Consider the following 14705-nt stretch of genomic DNA (forward strand, 5'->3'; position numbering starts at 1 on the left):
TCATAGCAGATGATGTGGAGTCGCGACGGCCTTGGGCAGGCTGATCAGGATGCGCGTGCCCCGGCCGTCGTGGATGGGGCTGGCGGCGGCGATGCGCCCGCCCATGGCGTCGATGAAACCCTTGGAGATCGACAGGCCCAGGCCCKCGCCCTGGCTGCGGTCGGTGGGCTCCTCCATGCGGCGGAACTTCTCGAACACCTGCTCCAGCTCGGCGGTGGGGATGCCCCTTCCCTCGTCCTCGATGCTGATCACCACGTTGGCGCGATCCTCGTAGGCGGCCATCTCGATCCGCGTGGCCGGCGGGCTGTAGGCGATGGCGTTCTCCAAGATGTTGACCACGGCCTGTTCCAGCAGGCTTGAGTCCGCCCGCACCAGGCTGAGCTCGACGGGGAAGTCGCGGGTCAGCGTCCGGGTCTCCAGCCGGCGCGAGACGCGGTCGGCGGCGGCGCCCAACACGTCGCGCACGTCGGTCCAGTCGGTGCGCAGCCGCAGGGCTCCGCCCTCCAGACGGGTCATGTCCAGCAGGTTGCCGACATAGCGGTTCAGCCGCTCGGCCTCCTCGCGGATGCTCAGCAGCAGGTCGTCGCGTACGGCCGTGGTCATGCCCTTGCCGAAGTCCAGCAAGGTGGTGGAGGCGCCCAGCACGGTCGACAACGGCGTGCGCAGGTCGTGGCTGATGGAGTTCAGCAGAGCCGAGCGGAAACGGTCGGCGCGGCGCAGGGTCTCGGTCTCGACCGCCTCGGTCGCCAGTTCGGCCCGCTCCAGGGCCACCGCGCCCTGCTCCAGCAGCGCCAGCAGAAGGCGCTCGTCCTCCGAGCCGGGGGCCATGGCCCCCGCCTCGATCCCCGCCACGCCGGCCCGCGAGCGCACGCCTTCCAGCGGCCAGAAGGTCCAGCGGGTCTGAGGCAGGGTGCCGGTGCCGAAGCCGGCCGCCTCGCCCTTCTCCCAGGCCCAGCGGGYGGCGGCCATGGGCGCGGCGTCCAGCTCGTCCAGCGTCGGGGCCCCGGCGGCGGTCTGCAGCTCGCCGCCGGTCGGCAGCAGCACCACGGCCTTGGCGCCCACCGCCGCCGCGGTCTGCTCGGCCAGGGCCTTGGCGGCGGCTTCGCGTCCGGCCGCAGCGGAGAAGGTCCGGCTGGCCGCCAGCAGGGCCGAGACCGCCGAGGCCCGCCGCTGGGCGTCGCGGCCCTGGTCCCGCACCCGCCCGGCCAGTCCGCCCGCCGCCAGGGCCACGGCCCAGAACACGATCAGCGTCAGGAAGTCGGTCGGCGCGCCGATGGCGAACGAATGGCGCGGCTCCAGGAACATGTAGTTGTAGACGAAGAAGGCCACGGTCGCGGCGGCCAGGGCCGGCCGCAGGCCGCGCAGCACGCCCGCCGCCAGCACGGCCGCCAGGAAGATCATCCCCAGGTCCACGCGGTCGAAGACGACGTCCAGGCCCCAGGCCACCGCCGTCGCGACGACCACGCAGCCGGCGGCCAGCAGATAGGCGGTCCAGCCCGCCGCCGGTCGGCGCTTGGGCGGTTCGACGACCGGCTCGTGCGTGGCTTCGGTGACGACGTGGATCGCCGCGCCCCGCGCCTCGCGCAGCAGGGCCGCGGCCAGGGACCGGCCCAGGAGTTCGCGCCAGCGGCTGTCGGCCGACTTGCCGATGACGATCTGGGTGACGTTGTTGCGCCGGGCGTAGGCCATCACCGTGGCGACGATGTCGGACCCGCTGAGCACCACGGTCGAGCCGCCCAGCTGCTCGGCCAGCTTCAGCGCATCGCGCAGCCGTTCGGTCGCCGCCGGACCGGTGACCGGATGGTCCAGGCGCTCGACGTGGGTCACCGTCCATGGCGCGTCCATCATCATGTCCGACAGTCGCCGCCCGGCCCGCACCAGGCTGCTRGCCATGGCGTCGCCGCCGACCAGCACCAGGATGCGCTCGCCCGCCGCCCAGGGGCCCTCGACGCCCTTCTCGCGCATGGCGGCGACCAGCTGGTCGTCCACGGTCTGGGCCGCGCGCCGCAGGGCCAGCTCGCGCAGGGCCGTCAGGTTCTCGACCTTGAAGAAGTTCTCCGAGGCCAGGCGCGCGGTCTCGGGCACATAGACCTTGCCCTCGCCCAGGCGCTCGCGCAGCTCATCGGGGGTGATGTCGATCACCTCGATGGCGTCGGCCCGCGACAGGACGCTGTCGGGCACCGTTTCGCGCTGGCGCACCCCGGTGATGCGCTGGACGACGTCGACCAGGCTTTCCAGATGCTGGACGTTCAGGGTCGTCCAGACGTCGATGCCGGCGGCCAACAGCTCCTCGACATCCTGCCAGCGCTTGGGATGGCGCGATCCCGGGGCGTTCGAATGGGCGAACTCGTCGACCAGCAGCAGGGCTGGCCTGCGGGCCAGGGCCGTGTCGAGATCGAACTCCATCATCACGTGGTCGCGATGATCGATCGGCTTGCGGGGCAGCACCTCCATGCCGCGCAGCAGGCTTTCGGTCTCGCGGCGGCCGTGGGTCTCGACCAGGCCGATCAGCACGTCCTGGCCGTCGGCCTTGCGGCGTCGGGCGGCGCGCAGCATCTCGTAGGTCTTGCCTACGCCCGGGGCCATGCCCAGGAACACCTTCAGCCGTCCCCGGCCTGCCCGGTTGGCGGCCGCCAGCAGCGCCTCCGGATCGGGTCGGCTTGTTTCGGAAGCGTCGGCGGGCAAGGCGGGTCTCCGGGGAGGAGGACAGTCTAGGCGATCAGGCTTCGAAGCGCATGCCGTCATAGGCGGGTTCGACGCCCGGCGGAAGTTTCGCCGCCAAGGCGTTGAAATCCAGGTCGATGTGCAGGTTGGTCAGGATGGCGCGACGCGGCTTGGCGCGGGCGATCCATTCCAGCGCCAGACCCACATGGGCGTGCGTCGGGTGCGGCGTCCAGCGAAGGGCGTCCACCACCCAGACGTCGAGGCCGCTCAGGGCCGGCCAGCTCTCCTCGGGAAAGCCGATGGCGTCGGGGGTGTAGGCGACGTTCCCGAACCGATAGCCGACCGCGCGGACCTCGCCGTGGTCGACGTCGAAGGTGGTGACCGGGATCGCGCCGCTGGGGCCGTCGATCTCCCAGGCCTGGCCGTGCGGCGCGATCAGGTGGGCGTCGCAGATGGCCGGATAGCCGCCCTGGCTCTTGAAGATGTAGTCGAAGCGCCGCCCCAGGTTGGCCGTCGTCGAGGCGTCCATATAGGTCGGCACCCGCTTGCGGGCGTTCAGGAAGAACGGGCGCAGGTCGTCGATGCCGTGGGCCTGGTCGGCGTGGTCGTGGGTGAACAGGCAGGCGTCCACCCGCTTGACCCCCGCCCTCACCGCCTGCAGCCGGAAGTCCGGGGCGGTGTCGACCACCACGGTGGTCTCCTGGGCGGGGTCATCGCGCATTTCGGTCCGGGGGCGTCGCACCAGCATCGAGCAGCGGGTGCGCAGGTTCTTCGGTTCGGCCGGGTCGCAATCGCCCCAGTTGCCGTCGGCGCGCGGCACGCCGCCCGACGAGCCGGAGCCCAGGATCGTGAACTCCAGCTTTCCGGTCATTTGCGCGGGATCCGGTCGAACAGGGCGAAGAAGGCGTCCTCGGTGCGCTGTTCCGCATCGGCCCGGGTCCAGCCCCGGATCTCGGCCAGCTTGTCCAGAACATGGGGCAGATAGGCCGGCTCGTTGCGGCGACCKCGCATCGGCACGGGGGCCAGATACGGACAGTCGGTCTCCAGGATGATCCTGTCGGCCGGCATGTCGGCGATGATGTCGCGCACGTCCTGAGCCTGCTTGAAGGTGGCGATGCCGGAGACCGAGAACCAGGCCCCCAGCGCCGCCGCCCGCTTCGCCAGCTCGGCGCCGCTGGTGTAGCAGTGCATCAGGATCTTGAACGGCCCCCTGGCGTGCTCCTCCTCGAGGATCGCGCCCATCACCTCGTCGGCCTCGCGGGTGTGGACCACCAGCKGCAGGCCGGTCTGGCGGGCCGCCGCCACGTGGGCGCGGAACACCTGCGCCTGCACGTCGCGCGGGCTGAGGTCGTAGTGGAAGTCCAGGCCGGTCTCGCCGATGCCGATCACCTTCGGGCGGCCGGCCAGCTCGACCAGACGCTCGGTGGTCAGGTCGACATGGTCCTTGGCCTCGTGCGGGTGGGCCCCGACCGTGCACCAGATGTCGTCATGGGCCATGGCGATGGCATGGACGGATTCGAACGACGGAATCTTGTCGCAGATGGTGACCATCAGTTCGATCCCGGCCTCGCGGGCGCGGTCGATCACCGCCTGGCGGTCCTCGTCGTACTGATGGGCGTGCAGGTTTACGTGGCTGTCGATGAGCATGCGGTCACATGGCCGCCCGGGCGGCGGCGCGCAAGTCCATGATCGCGGTCCAGAACACGTCGGCGCGGTCCAGGTTCACCGCCTCGGCCTCGCCCGGCGCGCGGACGATCTTCTCCCAGGCCGCCACCCAGCGGTCCAGGCCGGCCGGGGTGCGCTCGCCGGCCATGCCCGTGGCCATGGCGTGGATCTGGTCGCCCAGCCGGTCGAAGAGCAGCTCGAAGCGCTGGACCCCCTCGGCGCCCCGGAAAGTGTCGGCCATGGCCAGCAGCGCGCCTTCGTCCAGGTCGGGCAGCTTGCGCAGAATCTCGCCGGCCGCGTCGTCGGCCTCGATGGCCCCGGCGGCGGCCAGTTGCAGCGCCCGGCCCGGCGCGCCCTTGGCCATCCGGGACAGGCGGTCGGCGTCGTGGGCCGAGACGCCGGCCCGCTGCTGGACCATGGACGCGGCCAGGTTCAGGTGCGGCGCGGGCACCACCAGCCGACGGCAGCGCGACCGGATGGTCGGCAGCAGCCGGCCCGGCGAATGGCTGATCAGCAGGATAACCCCGCGCGGCGGCGGTTCCTCAAGAGTCTTCAGTACGGCGTTGGCGGCGTTGACGTTCAGGTCGTCGGCCGCGTCGATGATCGCCACCCGATAGGGCGAGACGGCGGGCGAGTTGGCGAAGAAGGCCGGCAGCAGGCGGGCCTCGTCCACCGGGATCGACTTGCGGGCCTTGCCGTCGTCGGTCTCCCGCTCAAGCACCATGAGGTCCGGGTGCGAGCGCGCGGCGACCTGGCGACTGACGACGTCCGTGGGCGCCGAGCCCAGGGCGCCGAAGGCCGGATCGGGCCGCGCGCCCAGCAGCCGGCGAGCCATGCGGTAGGCCAGGGTCGCCTTGCCCACGCCTTCGGGACCGGTCAGCAGCCAGGCGTGGTGCAGCCGGCCGCGGTCCAGGGCGTCCAGGAAGGCCAGCTCGGCGGCCTCGACGCCGTCGATGGCGAACACGTCGCGGGGATGCGGAGGCGCGTCCACGGTCTAGAGGCCCAGCCGCGTGGAGACCGCGGCCCAGACGTCGGCCCAGACCGCATCGATCTCGTCGTCGGCCTCGATCACCACGCAGCGTTCGGGTTCGCGGCGGGCGATCTCCAGGAAGGCCTCGCCCAGGCGCTTGTGGAAGGCCAGGCCCTTGGACTCGAAGCGGGCTTCGCCGCCTCGCGCCAGGGCGCGCTCGAGGCCCGTCTCGGCTGGGATGTCGAAGATCAGGGTCAGGTCCGGGACGGTGCCGCCCAGGACATGTTCCTCCAGCGCCTTGATCAGGCCGATCGGCGCCTCGCCGCCGGCCCCTTGATAGGCGCGGGTGCTGTCGGCGAAGCGATCGCACAGCACGACGGCTCCGCGTTCCAGGGCGGGCCGGATCACCCGCTCGATGTGGTCGCGCCGCGAGGCGTACATCAGCAGGGTCTCGGTGACCGGCGACCAGCGGTCGACGTCGCCGTTCAGGATCAGGTCGCGGATCTGCTCGGCGCCGGGGCTGCCGCCCGGCTCGCGGGTCAGCACCACGTCGGCGCCGTCCGCCTTCAGGCGTTCGGCCAAGCGGCGGATCTGGGTGGACTTTCCAGCCCCCTCGCCGCCCTCGAAACTGATGAAGGTTCCACGCGTCACGGGCTTCAAATCGGCCGTAACGCACCTCTTGTCCAGAGGGGATCTAGGCTGCGCTTAGGGCCGCAGCACCGTGGCGTCGGAAAAGCCCATCGAAGCCACGCGATCGCGCACGCCGAAGGCCTCGGCCTCGTCCGGGCCGGCCTTGACGACGACGCGATAGAGCGTGCCCTGGGCGCGTTCCACCGACTCGACCGAGGCCTCGCCGGTCCCGCTCAGCTGGGCGGCGGCGCGTTCGGCGTTGGCGCGGCTGGCGTACGAACCGGCCTGGACGCGATAGGCGCTTTCCACGCCGGCGTCGGCCAGGACCGGCGCGGGCTCGGCCGGGACGACCGGCGCGGGCGTCGGCGGGGCGTAGGGGACGAAGTCCGGATCGGCGGCCTTGGGCGGCGGCGGGGCGTCCCAGGCCGGCTGGGCCGGCGGCAGGCCCGTCGTGTAGACGCGGGGCGTCGCCGGCGGAGTGTAGCGCGGTTCCGGCGGCGGCGGCGCGGCCGAGGCGATCATGCGGCGCTGGTCGAAGGGCGTCTTGCCGGCGGGACCGATGTAGCGGACCCGGACATGGGCGATCCCCGCCCGGCCGTAGCCCAGTTGCTCGGCGGCGGCCTTGGACAGGTCGATGATCCGGCCGTCGACGAACGGGCCGCGATCGTTGACCCGCACCTGCATCTTGCGGCCGTTGTCCAGGTTGGTGACCTCGACGATGCTGGGCAGCGGCAGCGTCTTGTGGGCCGCCGACGGCAGGTCCATGTCGAAGATCTCGCCGTTGGCCGTGCGGCGATTGTGGAACTGCTCGCCGTACCACGAGCCGATGCCCTTCTCGTCATAGCCCGGGTCGGCCTTGGGATAATACCAGATCCCCTTGATCTGATACGGCTTCTCGGTGCCGCGCAGGCCGTTTGTCGAGCCGGGCGGCGGCGGTCCGGAATAGGGTCTGGCGGTGGATGCGGTCTGCGGCAGGCGGGTCGGCAGCGGCGTGGCGCAGGCGGCCAGGCCCGCGCAGCCCAAGGCGGCCACGGCCACGCCACGCAGCAGACGGAAGTCGCCTCGCGCCTCGCCTCCCATGACCCAGCCGCCCTCCTGAAGGTTGTATACCAGAAAGCAGGGTCGTTCAGGAGGCTTGAGGTCTGGTTAACTAAAGGTGCGACCAAACGAACCGCAAACGGACTAGAGCCGGCGCGCGACCGCTGATATAGGCCCCTGCTCCGGGCAGGTGGCCGAGTGGTTTAAGGCAGCGGTCTTGAAAACCGCCGTGGGTGAAAGTCCACCGTGGGTTCGAATCCCACCCTGCCCGCCACATCTCCCCAAATACCCGCCCTGGGACCCAGTTCATGTCCGACACCGTCCGCGCAGCCGTCTACGGTTCCCCGTCCTTCGACATCGTCGATGTCCCCGGCGGCGCCGTGCAGGTTTCGCCGCTGGTCGTCGGCTCGACCGATCTGGCCGACCTGGCCGAAGGTTCGCTGGACGAGATCGTGATCCAGGCCCCCGCCGGCGTCGCCGAGCGGCGCTATGTCCTGGCCCAGGCCCTGCGGGCGTTGAAGGTCGAAGGCCGGCTGACCGCCCTCGCCCCCAAGGATCGCGGCGGGTTGCGCATGAACAAGGAACTGGTGGCGTTCGGCTGCGTGGTCGGCGAGAGCGCCAAGCGCCACCAGCGGATCTGCGTCGCCCTCAAGCCCGCCGCGCCCGTCGGCCTGGACGCCGCCATCGCCGAGGGCGCGCCGCGCCGGCTGGACGGCGACGGCCTGTGGACCCAGCCCGGCGTGTTCAGCTGGGATCGCCTGGACCCGGGCTCGTCCCTGCTGCTGAAGGCCCTGCCGCCGCTGGCCGGGGCCGGCGTCGACCTGGGCTGCGGCATCGGCGTGCTGGCCCACGCCGTCCTGACCTCGCCGAAAGTGACCAAGCTGACCCTGATCGACCTGGACCGCCGGGCGGTCGAGGCGGCCAAGCGCAACGTCGACGACCCGCGCGTCGAGGTCGTCCAGGCCGACGCCCGGCGCGGCGGCGAGTTGGCCACGGGTCTGGACTTCGTGGTCACCAATCCGCCGTTCCACGAGACCGGCAATGAAGACAAGAGCCTGGGCCAGGCCTTCATCGCCTCGGCGGCGGGCATGCTGCGCAAGGGCGGCGTGCTGTGGATCGTCGCCAATCGCCACCTGCCCTACGAGGCGGTGCTGAACGAGCACTTCAAGAGCGTCCGTCCTGCAGCCGACGCCGGCGGCTTCAAGGTCTACGAGGCCCGCAAGTGACAAAAGCGCTGATGGCGCGTCTGGACCGCCTGCTGGCCAATCTCGGCTACGGCAGCCGGYGCGACGTCCAGGCCCTGGTGTCGGCCGGCAAGGTCGTGCTGGACGGGGTGGCCATAAAGGACGCCGGCCAGAAGATCGCCGTCACCGCCGACCTGCCGAACCATCTGAAGATTCGCGGCGCGCCCGTTGATCCGCCGGCGCCTCTGGTGCTGATCATGCACAAGCCGCTGGGCGTGGTCTGCTCGCACCGTGAGGACGGCGAGCGCATCTACGACCTGCTGCCCAAGCGCTGGCAGATCCGCGACCCGGCCCTGTCAAGCGTCGGGCGGCTGGACAAGGACACGTCGGGCCTGATCCTGATCACCGACGACGGCGACTTCCTGCACCGGGTGATCTCGCCCAAGCGCCACGTGCCCAAGGTTTATCACGCCATGCTGGACCGGCCGCTGACCGGAACCGAGGGCGCGATCTTCGCCGACGGGACCCTGATGCTGGAGGGCGAGGAGAAGCCGTTGCTGCCCGCGACTTTGGAGGTGCTGGGCGAGCGCGAGGCGCGGCTGACCATCACCGAGGGCCGCTATCACCAGGTGCGGCGGATGTTCGCCGCGGTGGGCAACCACGTGGTCGGTCTGCATCGCGAGCGGATCGGCGGCATCGCTCTGCCCGACGACCTGGAGCCGGGCCAGCACCGGATCCTGACGGCGGCCCAGGCCGAGGAGGTCTTCGATGCCTGAAGCCAAGCCTGAAGAGCGCCTGATGGACGCCCGCGGCCACCGCTGCCCCGTGCCGACCCTGCGCCTGCGCCGGGCGCTGGAGGAAGCGCCGCCCGGCGGTCTGGTCCGCCTGCTGGCCGACGATCCTCTGGCTCGCATCGACGTGCCGCACTTCGCGGCGAGCGCCGGGGCCACGGTGCTGGAAGTCGTCGACGCCCCGGACGGCGCGATCAGTTTTCTGGTGGCGAAGGCGCCTTGAGCTGGATGGGCTTGGGGCCTTCGAGCAGGGCCCGGGGCCGCTCGTCCAGCGCGATCTCCATCTCGGTGGCCAGGGCGCCGCCGAAGAACACGGCGTTGACGCTCCAGGACAACCAGATCAGGAAGATGATCACCGCCGAGATCGAGCCGTAGGTCGCGCCCAGATGGGCCACCTGCTCGACATAGAAGGCGCTAGCCCATGACATGAACACGCACATCACCGCCGCGGCGAAGCCGCCGGTGGACGAAGCGCGCCAGCCGACCGGCTCGCGCGACATGGCGTAGCGGTAGATCAGGGTCATGCCGACCAGCAGGCCCAGGCTCGCCCAGGTCCACTCGCTCTGGATCCACGAGGCGCCGGCCAGGGGGCGCAGGTTCAGGGTGCTGGCCAGCAGGCGGAAGGTCAGGAACACGCCCGACATCACGAACAGCAGGCCGAAGGCGGCGACCAGCACCACCAGGGCCATGAAGTTGAAGCCGAAGAAGCCGCGCTGGTCCTCTTCGTCATGGATGAAGGACAGGCCGGCCAGCAGGGCCTTGAACCCGCGATGGGCGGCGTAGAGGCCGATGATCAGCACCACGGCGCTCTGGGCGGAGATGGCTTTCTCCGGCGCGTGGGCCAGGCGGGCCAGCTCGCTCTGGAAAATGGGCCGGGCGCCCGACGGCATCAGCAACGACAGCTTGTCGGCCTGGTAGGCGGCCTGCTCCGGGGTCAGCAGCAGGCTGAACAGGCCGATCAGGATCGCCAGGCCGGGGAAGACCGCCAGCAGGATGAAGAACGAGACGCCGCCGACGTACAGCATGACGTCGCGGCCCCACAGGCGCTGCAGGGCCAGGCCCAGGACGCGGAGGGTTTCGGTCACCCAATGGATCGGATCTAGGTCGAGGTCCCGAAAGCGAAGGCGGTCCTGGGGGGATTTCATGCGGCGGAAACTGGCCTCGGCGCCGCTTTGACGCAAGCTCGCCGCCGAAAAAACATGGGATCCAACGACAAAGACCCGCCGCTTCAGGGAAAGCGGCGGGCCTCCGCAGGACGAACCTGAACCGAACGCCGCATCGAGGGACGGGTGGCGCGACGGCCGGTTGCAGGATCAGGTCTAGACCCCTCCGGCTGAACCGCACCTGAATGGCGTCGTCAGGGAAGGTCTCCTAAAGCGCGCCCTGCTCTTTCAAGGCGGCGATGGCCTCGGCCGAGAAGCCCCAGTCGCCGAGGGCCGCGTCGTTGTCGGCGCCGATCTTCGGCGGCGGACCCTGGATCGCGCCCGGCGTGGCCGAGAAGCGCGGGGCCGGCGCCGGCTGGGTGACCCCGGCCACCTCGACGAAGGTCTGGCGGGCGGCGTTGTGGGGATGGGCCGGGGCCTCGTCCATGGTCAGGACCGGGGCGAAGCAGACGTCGGTGGCGTCCATCAGGGCGCACCAGTCGTCGCGGGTCTTGGTGGCGATCACCGCCGCCAGCTTCTCGCGGAGTTGCGGCCACTCCTCGCGGCTCATCTGGTGCTGGAACTGCGGGTCGGTGATCCCCGTCTTTTCAAGCAGCAGCAGGTAGAACTGCGGTTCGATCGAGCCGATCGAGATCCAGCGGCCGCAGCTGCACTGGTAGGTGTCGTAGAAGTGCGCCCCGCCGTCCAACAGATTGGTCCGCCTTCCATCCCCCCACATCCCGCCGGCCTTGAAGCCGTAGAACATGGCCATCAGCGAGGCCGCGCCGTCGCTCATCGCGCAGTCGATCACCTGGCCCTGCCCCGTCGAGCGGGCGTGGATCACCCCGGCCAGCAGGCCGAACGCCAGGTAGAGCGCCCCGCCCCCGAAGTCGCCCACCAGGTTCAGCGGCGGGACCGGCTTGTCCTGCGTGCCGATCGCCGCCAGGGCGCCCGTGATGGCGATGTAGTTCATGTCGTGGCCGGCCGCCTTGGCGTAGGGGCCCGTCTGACCCCAGCCGGTCATGCGGCCGTAGACCAGCTTCGGATTGCGGGCCAGGGCGATGTCCGGACCCAGGCCCAGGCGTTCCATCACGCCCGGCCGGAAGCCCTCGATGATCCCGTCGGCGCCTTCCATCAGCTTCAGGCAGGTCTCGACCGCGGCCGGCGACTTCAGGTCCAGCGCCACCGAGCGGCGGCCCCGGGCCGTGACGTCGGCGGGCGAGCTGCGGCCCGAGCCCTTGCGGTCGATGCGCACGACGTCGGCCCCCAGGTCCGACAGCAGCATGCCGCAGAACGGCCCGGGACCGATCCCGGCGAATTCCAGCACCTTGAGGCCAGACAAAGGTCCTTGGGGGCCCTGGGCCATGACTCATCCTCCCGGCCGACTCTCGCGGCGCTTCGTCTCTTCGGTCACTAGAACGACCCTGCCCTTCGGTCAGGCAAGAGCGTTTATCCGTTCACAGGCCTGCGGCGTTGCGGACCTATGAGGCCGTGCGGCCTCTGCTATGTTGCAGCGTCGAATCTCGAGGACGCCGCGTCGTCGAGCGATACCGGTATCCGGGGCGGAGGCTTGAGTTGGCGGTGAACGCCCGAATCCTGATCGTGGCGCGCGACGATGCTCGCGCGGGGCCGCTGTCCGAAGGGCTCGACAAGCTCGGCTGGCGGACCATCACCGCGCGTGGTCCCTACGCCGCCCTCGCCGCCCTGGGCGACCTGAACATCGAGGCCGTGATCGTCGACCTGGAGAGCGCCGGTCCCGACGCCCACTCCCTGTCGCGCCGCCTGAAGGCGGCGGTGGCGCCGCGCCGCCTGCCGGTCATCGCCATCGGCGAGCCGGGGACCGAGGCCAACCACCAAGCCTTCGACCTGACCCTGTCGCCGCCCCTGCATCCCAGCCAGGCCGTGCTGCGTCTGGAGAGCCTGGTCCGCACCGCCATCGCCGAGGAGGAGTTCGAGCTCCGCCTGGCCACCTTCGGCGATCGCGGCCGGCGGCTGGACCTGCCCGAGCCCCAGGCCGAGCCCTTCCGCATCCTGGCGATCGGCGAGCCCGCCCCGCAGTTCCTGGCCCTGTCCAACGCCCTGACCCGCAGCGGGGCCGACGTGGTCGGCGCCTTCACGGCCTATACGGCCTTCGACTATCTGCACGAGCGCGCCTTCGACGCGGTGGTGCTGTGGGCCGGCGACAATCAGCAGGAAGCCCTGTCGATCGCGGCGGGCATGCGGCGCAACACCCGCCTCTTCCACATCCCGGCCCTGCTGTATCTGAAGGCCGAGAGCTATGTGACCATGTCGGACGCCTTCCATCGCGGGGTGTCCGACGTCGCCTCGCCGGAGACGGCCGAGATCGAGACCGCCAAGCGGGTGATCGAGCTGGCCCGCAACTATCGTCGCGGCGAAGCCATCCGCGGCGCGCTGGAGAAGGCCCGCAGCTCGGGCCTGATGGACGCCGCCACGGGCCTGTTCACCCGCGACCTGTTCGCCGCCCACCTGGTGCGCCTGGCGACCGCCGCCCGCGAGCGGGCCCGGCCGCTGTCGATCTGCGTGCTGCGGGTGGCCGACAAGCCCGACACCGTCTGGGCCCGCAAGAACGGCTGGCTGGACCGCGCCATCCCGCAGATCGGCTCGATGGTCGGTCGTCTGGTCCGCGTCGAGGACACCGCCGCCCGTCTGGCGCCCGAGGTCTTCGCCCTGGCCCTGCCGGCCACCAACGCCGCCGCCGGCCGCGCCGCCGCCGAGCGGATCGCCGCGGTGATCGGCTGCACGGCCTTCGACGCCGGCGACGACCGCCCGCCCTTCGTCTGCGAATTCGACATCGGCGTGGCCCAGATCGAGGCCGGCGAGAGCGCGGTCCACGCCCTGGAACGCGCCGCCGCCCAGGCGTTGCAGCGCCACTCCGCCTAGAGCGCGTTCGCACTCTAGGTCTTTTTGTTTTTCCGCGTTTTCTTCACGCGAACCGGTGTCCACTTCGCTCGAAAACGCTTTGGCCAGGAGACCGCCATGGGCCAGCCGCTGCTGATCGACCTCGTCGCCGACGTCGTCTGCCCCTGGTGCTATCTGGGCTGGCGTCGCGTGAAGTCGGCCCTGGCCCTGCGTCCGGACGTCGAGCCGCTGGTCGTCTGGCGGCCCTATCAGCTGGACCCGAGCCTTCCCGAGGAAGGCGTTGACCGCAAAGCCTATATGGCCGGCAAGTTCAAGGACGCCCTGAAGCTGAAGGCCGTGCACACCGCCCTGGTCGAGGCCGGGGCCGAGGAAGGCATCGTCTTCGACTTCGACGCCATCGCCCTGTCGCCCAACACCAGCGCCGCCCACCGGCTGATCCGCTGGGCGCACGGCGCGGGCAGGCAGGACGCGGTGGTCGAGGCCCTGTTCGCCGCCTATTTCACCCAAGGCCGCGACATCGGCGACCCCGTGGTGCTGGCCGAGATCGGCGAGGCCGCGGGCATGGACCCGGTGGTGATCCTGAAGCTGCTGTCCGAAGGCGCCGACAAGGACGTGATCGCCCGCGAGCACGCCATGGCCGTCCAGGGCGGGATCACCGGCGTGCCGTTCGTGATCTTCGGCGGCAAGCTGGCGGTGGTCGGCGCCGAGAGCCCCGAGAATATCGCCGAGGCGATCGACAAGGCCCTTGAACAAACGGCCTAGCTCGACAATCTCCCCGGCGGGAACCGTGTTGTCAGCGGTCTTTTTCGGGGGCGTCCTATGAACCAGTCCAGCATCCAGATGGCGATCACCGTCGCCGTTATCGCCGTGGTCTTCGCCTTGCGGTTCCGCGGCATGACCMGCGAGCGGCCGTTCAAGCTGGAACTGATCTGGATCATGCCCGCCCTGCTGCTCGCGGCCATGGTCGCCGTCCTGCTGCAGTTCCCGCCCCACGGCCTGGACTGGGCCTGGCTGGCGGCGATCTTCGCGATCGGTTCGGCGGTCGGCTGGTGGCGCGGCAAGCTGATGCCCATCGCCATCGACCCCGAGACCCATGTGCTGAACATCAAGCCATCGCCGGCGGCGATCCTGTTCCTGCTGGGCCTGTTCGTCGTCCGCTTCGCCCTGCGGGCCCTGATCGAGAGCGAGGCCTCGACCTGGCACGTCAGCGCCGCCCTGATCACCGACGGCTTCATCGTGCTGGGCGTGGGCCTGCTGGCCGTGTCGCGGGTGGAAATGGGCCTGCGGGCCTGGGGCCTGTTGCGCGAGGCGCGGGCGGCCAAGGCGGCCGCCTAGCGGCCTGACCCCTCCAGCGTCGTCTTCATCGCCGCGCAGCCCAGGTCCATGAAGCCCGCCACCCGCTCGGCCGCGTCGTGCGGCAACAGGTCGGCGGTCCAGACGATGCGGCTGCCGGCCCCCTCGTCCAGCACCTGCATGGCGCCGTTGTGGTGGCTCAGCAGCTGGCTACCGACCACCGACCAGACCAGGCGGCGGGTCTCATCGTCGACCGAGACGATCAGCTCGCGGGCCACCAGGCCGCCGGCGAAGGTGACGGTCCGGGCCCCCTCCTCCACCTGGCAGCCGGTCAGCACCCCGGGACACAGCCGCTGGTGGACGTGGCCCCAGTCGCGCACGGCGTCCCAGACCTGGGCGGGCTTCAGCGCGACATCGACGGACTTGGTGACGGTGGCCATGGGAAATC

Annotated in this window: 15 protein-coding genes and 1 tRNA gene; 7 read left to right on the forward strand and 9 right to left on the reverse strand. The window is 70.7% G+C overall.

Annotated features, from left to right (window positions below; translation table 11 throughout):
• From AC1U89_RS14345 to AC1U89_RS14370, 6 genes are read right to left on the reverse strand one after another with little or no spacing between them, the layout of a single operon-like run.
• The gene (locus tag AC1U89_RS14345) at positions 1–2685 is read right to left on the reverse strand and encodes a DUF4118 domain-containing protein (RefSeq protein ID WP_479900367.1); all 2685 of its coding nucleotides are present in this window, start codon (positions 2683–2685) and stop codon (positions 1–3) included.
• A 34-nt stretch (positions 2686–2719) separates the two neighbouring features.
• Positions 2720–3535: an MBL fold metallo-hydrolase gene (locus AC1U89_RS14350; RefSeq protein ID WP_479900368.1), complete on the reverse strand. Its 816-nt coding sequence runs from the start codon at positions 3533–3535 to the stop codon at positions 2720–2722.
• Entirely contained in the window at positions 3532–4311 is a 780-nt protein-coding gene (locus AC1U89_RS14355) for a TatD family hydrolase (protein WP_479900369.1), read from the reverse strand. Before AC1U89_RS14355 ends, AC1U89_RS14350 begins: the two co-directional genes overlap by 4 nt.
• Before the next feature lie 4 nt (positions 4312–4315).
• Positions 4316–5320, reverse strand: a complete 1005-nt coding sequence (locus tag AC1U89_RS14360) for a DNA polymerase III subunit delta' (RefSeq protein WP_479900370.1) — start codon at positions 5318–5320, stop codon at positions 4316–4318.
• A 3-nt stretch (positions 5321–5323) separates the two neighbouring features.
• The gene (gene tmk / locus AC1U89_RS14365) at positions 5324–5950 is read right to left on the reverse strand and encodes a dTMP kinase (RefSeq protein WP_479900371.1); all 627 of its coding nucleotides are present in this window, start codon (positions 5948–5950) and stop codon (positions 5324–5326) included.
• A gap of 54 nt (positions 5951–6004) precedes the next feature.
• Entirely contained in the window at positions 6005–7009 is a 1005-nt protein-coding gene (locus tag AC1U89_RS14370) for a septal ring lytic transglycosylase RlpA family protein (RefSeq protein WP_479900372.1), read from the reverse strand.
• Positions 7010–7151: 142 nt separating this feature from the next.
• Here AC1U89_RS14370 and AC1U89_RS14375 point away from each other — a divergent pair.
• The 4 genes from AC1U89_RS14375 (at position 7152) to AC1U89_RS14390 (ending at position 9165) form a co-directional block, all read left to right on the forward strand.
• Positions 7152–7241: transfer RNA gene (locus AC1U89_RS14375), tRNA-Ser, on the forward strand.
• Between the two features lie 34 nt (positions 7242–7275).
• A complete protein-coding gene (locus tag AC1U89_RS14380; protein WP_479900373.1) occupies positions 7276–8193 on the forward strand; it encodes a class I SAM-dependent methyltransferase in 918 nt (305 codons plus the stop codon).
• Positions 8190–8927: a pseudouridine synthase gene (locus AC1U89_RS14385; RefSeq protein WP_479900374.1), complete on the forward strand. Its 738-nt coding sequence runs from the start codon at positions 8190–8192 to the stop codon at positions 8925–8927. The genes AC1U89_RS14380 and AC1U89_RS14385 overlap by 4 nt, the downstream gene beginning before the upstream one ends.
• Positions 8920–9165, forward strand: a complete 246-nt coding sequence (locus AC1U89_RS14390) for a sulfurtransferase TusA family protein (RefSeq protein ID WP_479900375.1) — start codon at positions 8920–8922, stop codon at positions 9163–9165. The genes AC1U89_RS14385 and AC1U89_RS14390 overlap by 8 nt, the downstream gene beginning before the upstream one ends.
• Here the strand turns inward: AC1U89_RS14390 and AC1U89_RS14395 are convergent.
• A complete protein-coding gene (locus AC1U89_RS14395; protein ID WP_479900376.1) occupies positions 9137–10087 on the reverse strand; it encodes a YihY/virulence factor BrkB family protein in 951 nt (316 codons plus the stop codon). The genes AC1U89_RS14390 and AC1U89_RS14395 overlap by 29 nt on opposite strands.
• 226 nt (positions 10088–10313) lie before the next feature.
• On the reverse strand, positions 10314–11450 hold the full coding sequence (locus tag AC1U89_RS14400; protein WP_479900377.1) for a CaiB/BaiF CoA transferase family protein: 1137 nt from the start codon (positions 11448–11450) through the stop codon (positions 10314–10316).
• A 209-nt stretch (positions 11451–11659) separates the two neighbouring features.
• Between AC1U89_RS14400 and AC1U89_RS14405 the strand changes: the two genes are divergently transcribed.
• The 3 genes from AC1U89_RS14405 to AC1U89_RS14415 all read left to right on the forward strand — a co-directional run bounded on the left by AC1U89_RS14405 (position 11660) and on the right by AC1U89_RS14415 (position 14299).
• The gene (locus AC1U89_RS14405) at positions 11660–12985 is read left to right on the forward strand and encodes a diguanylate cyclase domain-containing protein (RefSeq protein WP_029917257.1); all 1326 of its coding nucleotides are present in this window, start codon (positions 11660–11662) and stop codon (positions 12983–12985) included.
• Positions 12986–13081: 96 nt separating this feature from the next.
• On the forward strand, positions 13082–13726 hold the full coding sequence (locus tag AC1U89_RS14410; RefSeq protein WP_479900378.1) for a DsbA family oxidoreductase: 645 nt from the start codon (positions 13082–13084) through the stop codon (positions 13724–13726).
• A gap of 57 nt (positions 13727–13783) precedes the next feature.
• On the forward strand, positions 13784–14299 hold the full coding sequence (locus tag AC1U89_RS14415) for a CcdC protein domain-containing protein (protein ID WP_479900379.1): 516 nt from the start codon (positions 13784–13786) through the stop codon (positions 14297–14299).
• Here AC1U89_RS14415 and AC1U89_RS14420 read toward each other — a convergent pair.
• Positions 14296–14697 (reverse strand): SRPBCC family protein, encoded by a 402-nt coding sequence (locus AC1U89_RS14420; RefSeq protein WP_479900380.1) that lies wholly within the window; start codon positions 14695–14697, stop codon positions 14296–14298. The two genes, AC1U89_RS14415 and AC1U89_RS14420, sit on opposite strands and share 4 nt — an antisense overlap.
• Positions 14698–14705: the final 8 nt, after the last annotated feature.

It is taken from the genome of Caulobacter sp. 05T431 (assembly GCF_056665975.1).

What these genes read in the sequence shown, in the direction of transcription:
- AC1U89_RS14400 (WP_479900377.1), bottom strand. Translation starts at nt 11,450, where the DNA reads ATGGCCCAGGGCCCCCAAGGACCTTTGTCTGGCCTCAAGGTGCTGGAA.
- AC1U89_RS14420 (WP_479900380.1), bottom strand. Translation starts at nt 14,697, where the DNA reads ATGGCCACCGTCACCAAGTCCGTCGATGTCGCGCTGAAGCCCGCCCAG.
- AC1U89_RS14380 (WP_479900373.1), top strand. Translation starts at nt 7,276, where the DNA reads ATGTCCGACACCGTCCGCGCAGCCGTCTACGGTTCCCCGTCCTTCGAC.
- AC1U89_RS14350 (WP_479900368.1), bottom strand. Translation starts at nt 3,535, where the DNA reads ATGACCGGAAAGCTGGAGTTCACGATCCTGGGCTCCGGCTCGTCGGGC.
- AC1U89_RS14395 (WP_479900376.1), bottom strand. Translation starts at nt 10,087, where the DNA reads ATGAAATCCCCCCAGGACCGCCTTCGCTTTCGGGACCTCGACCTAGAT.
- AC1U89_RS14370 (WP_479900372.1), bottom strand. Translation starts at nt 7,009, where the DNA reads ATGGGAGGCGAGGCGCGAGGCGACTTCCGTCTGCTGCGTGGCGTGGCC.
- AC1U89_RS14410 (WP_479900378.1), top strand. Translation starts at nt 13,082, where the DNA reads ATGGGCCAGCCGCTGCTGATCGACCTCGTCGCCGACGTCGTCTGCCCC.
- AC1U89_RS14390 (WP_479900375.1), top strand. Translation starts at nt 8,920, where the DNA reads ATGCCTGAAGCCAAGCCTGAAGAGCGCCTGATGGACGCCCGCGGCCAC.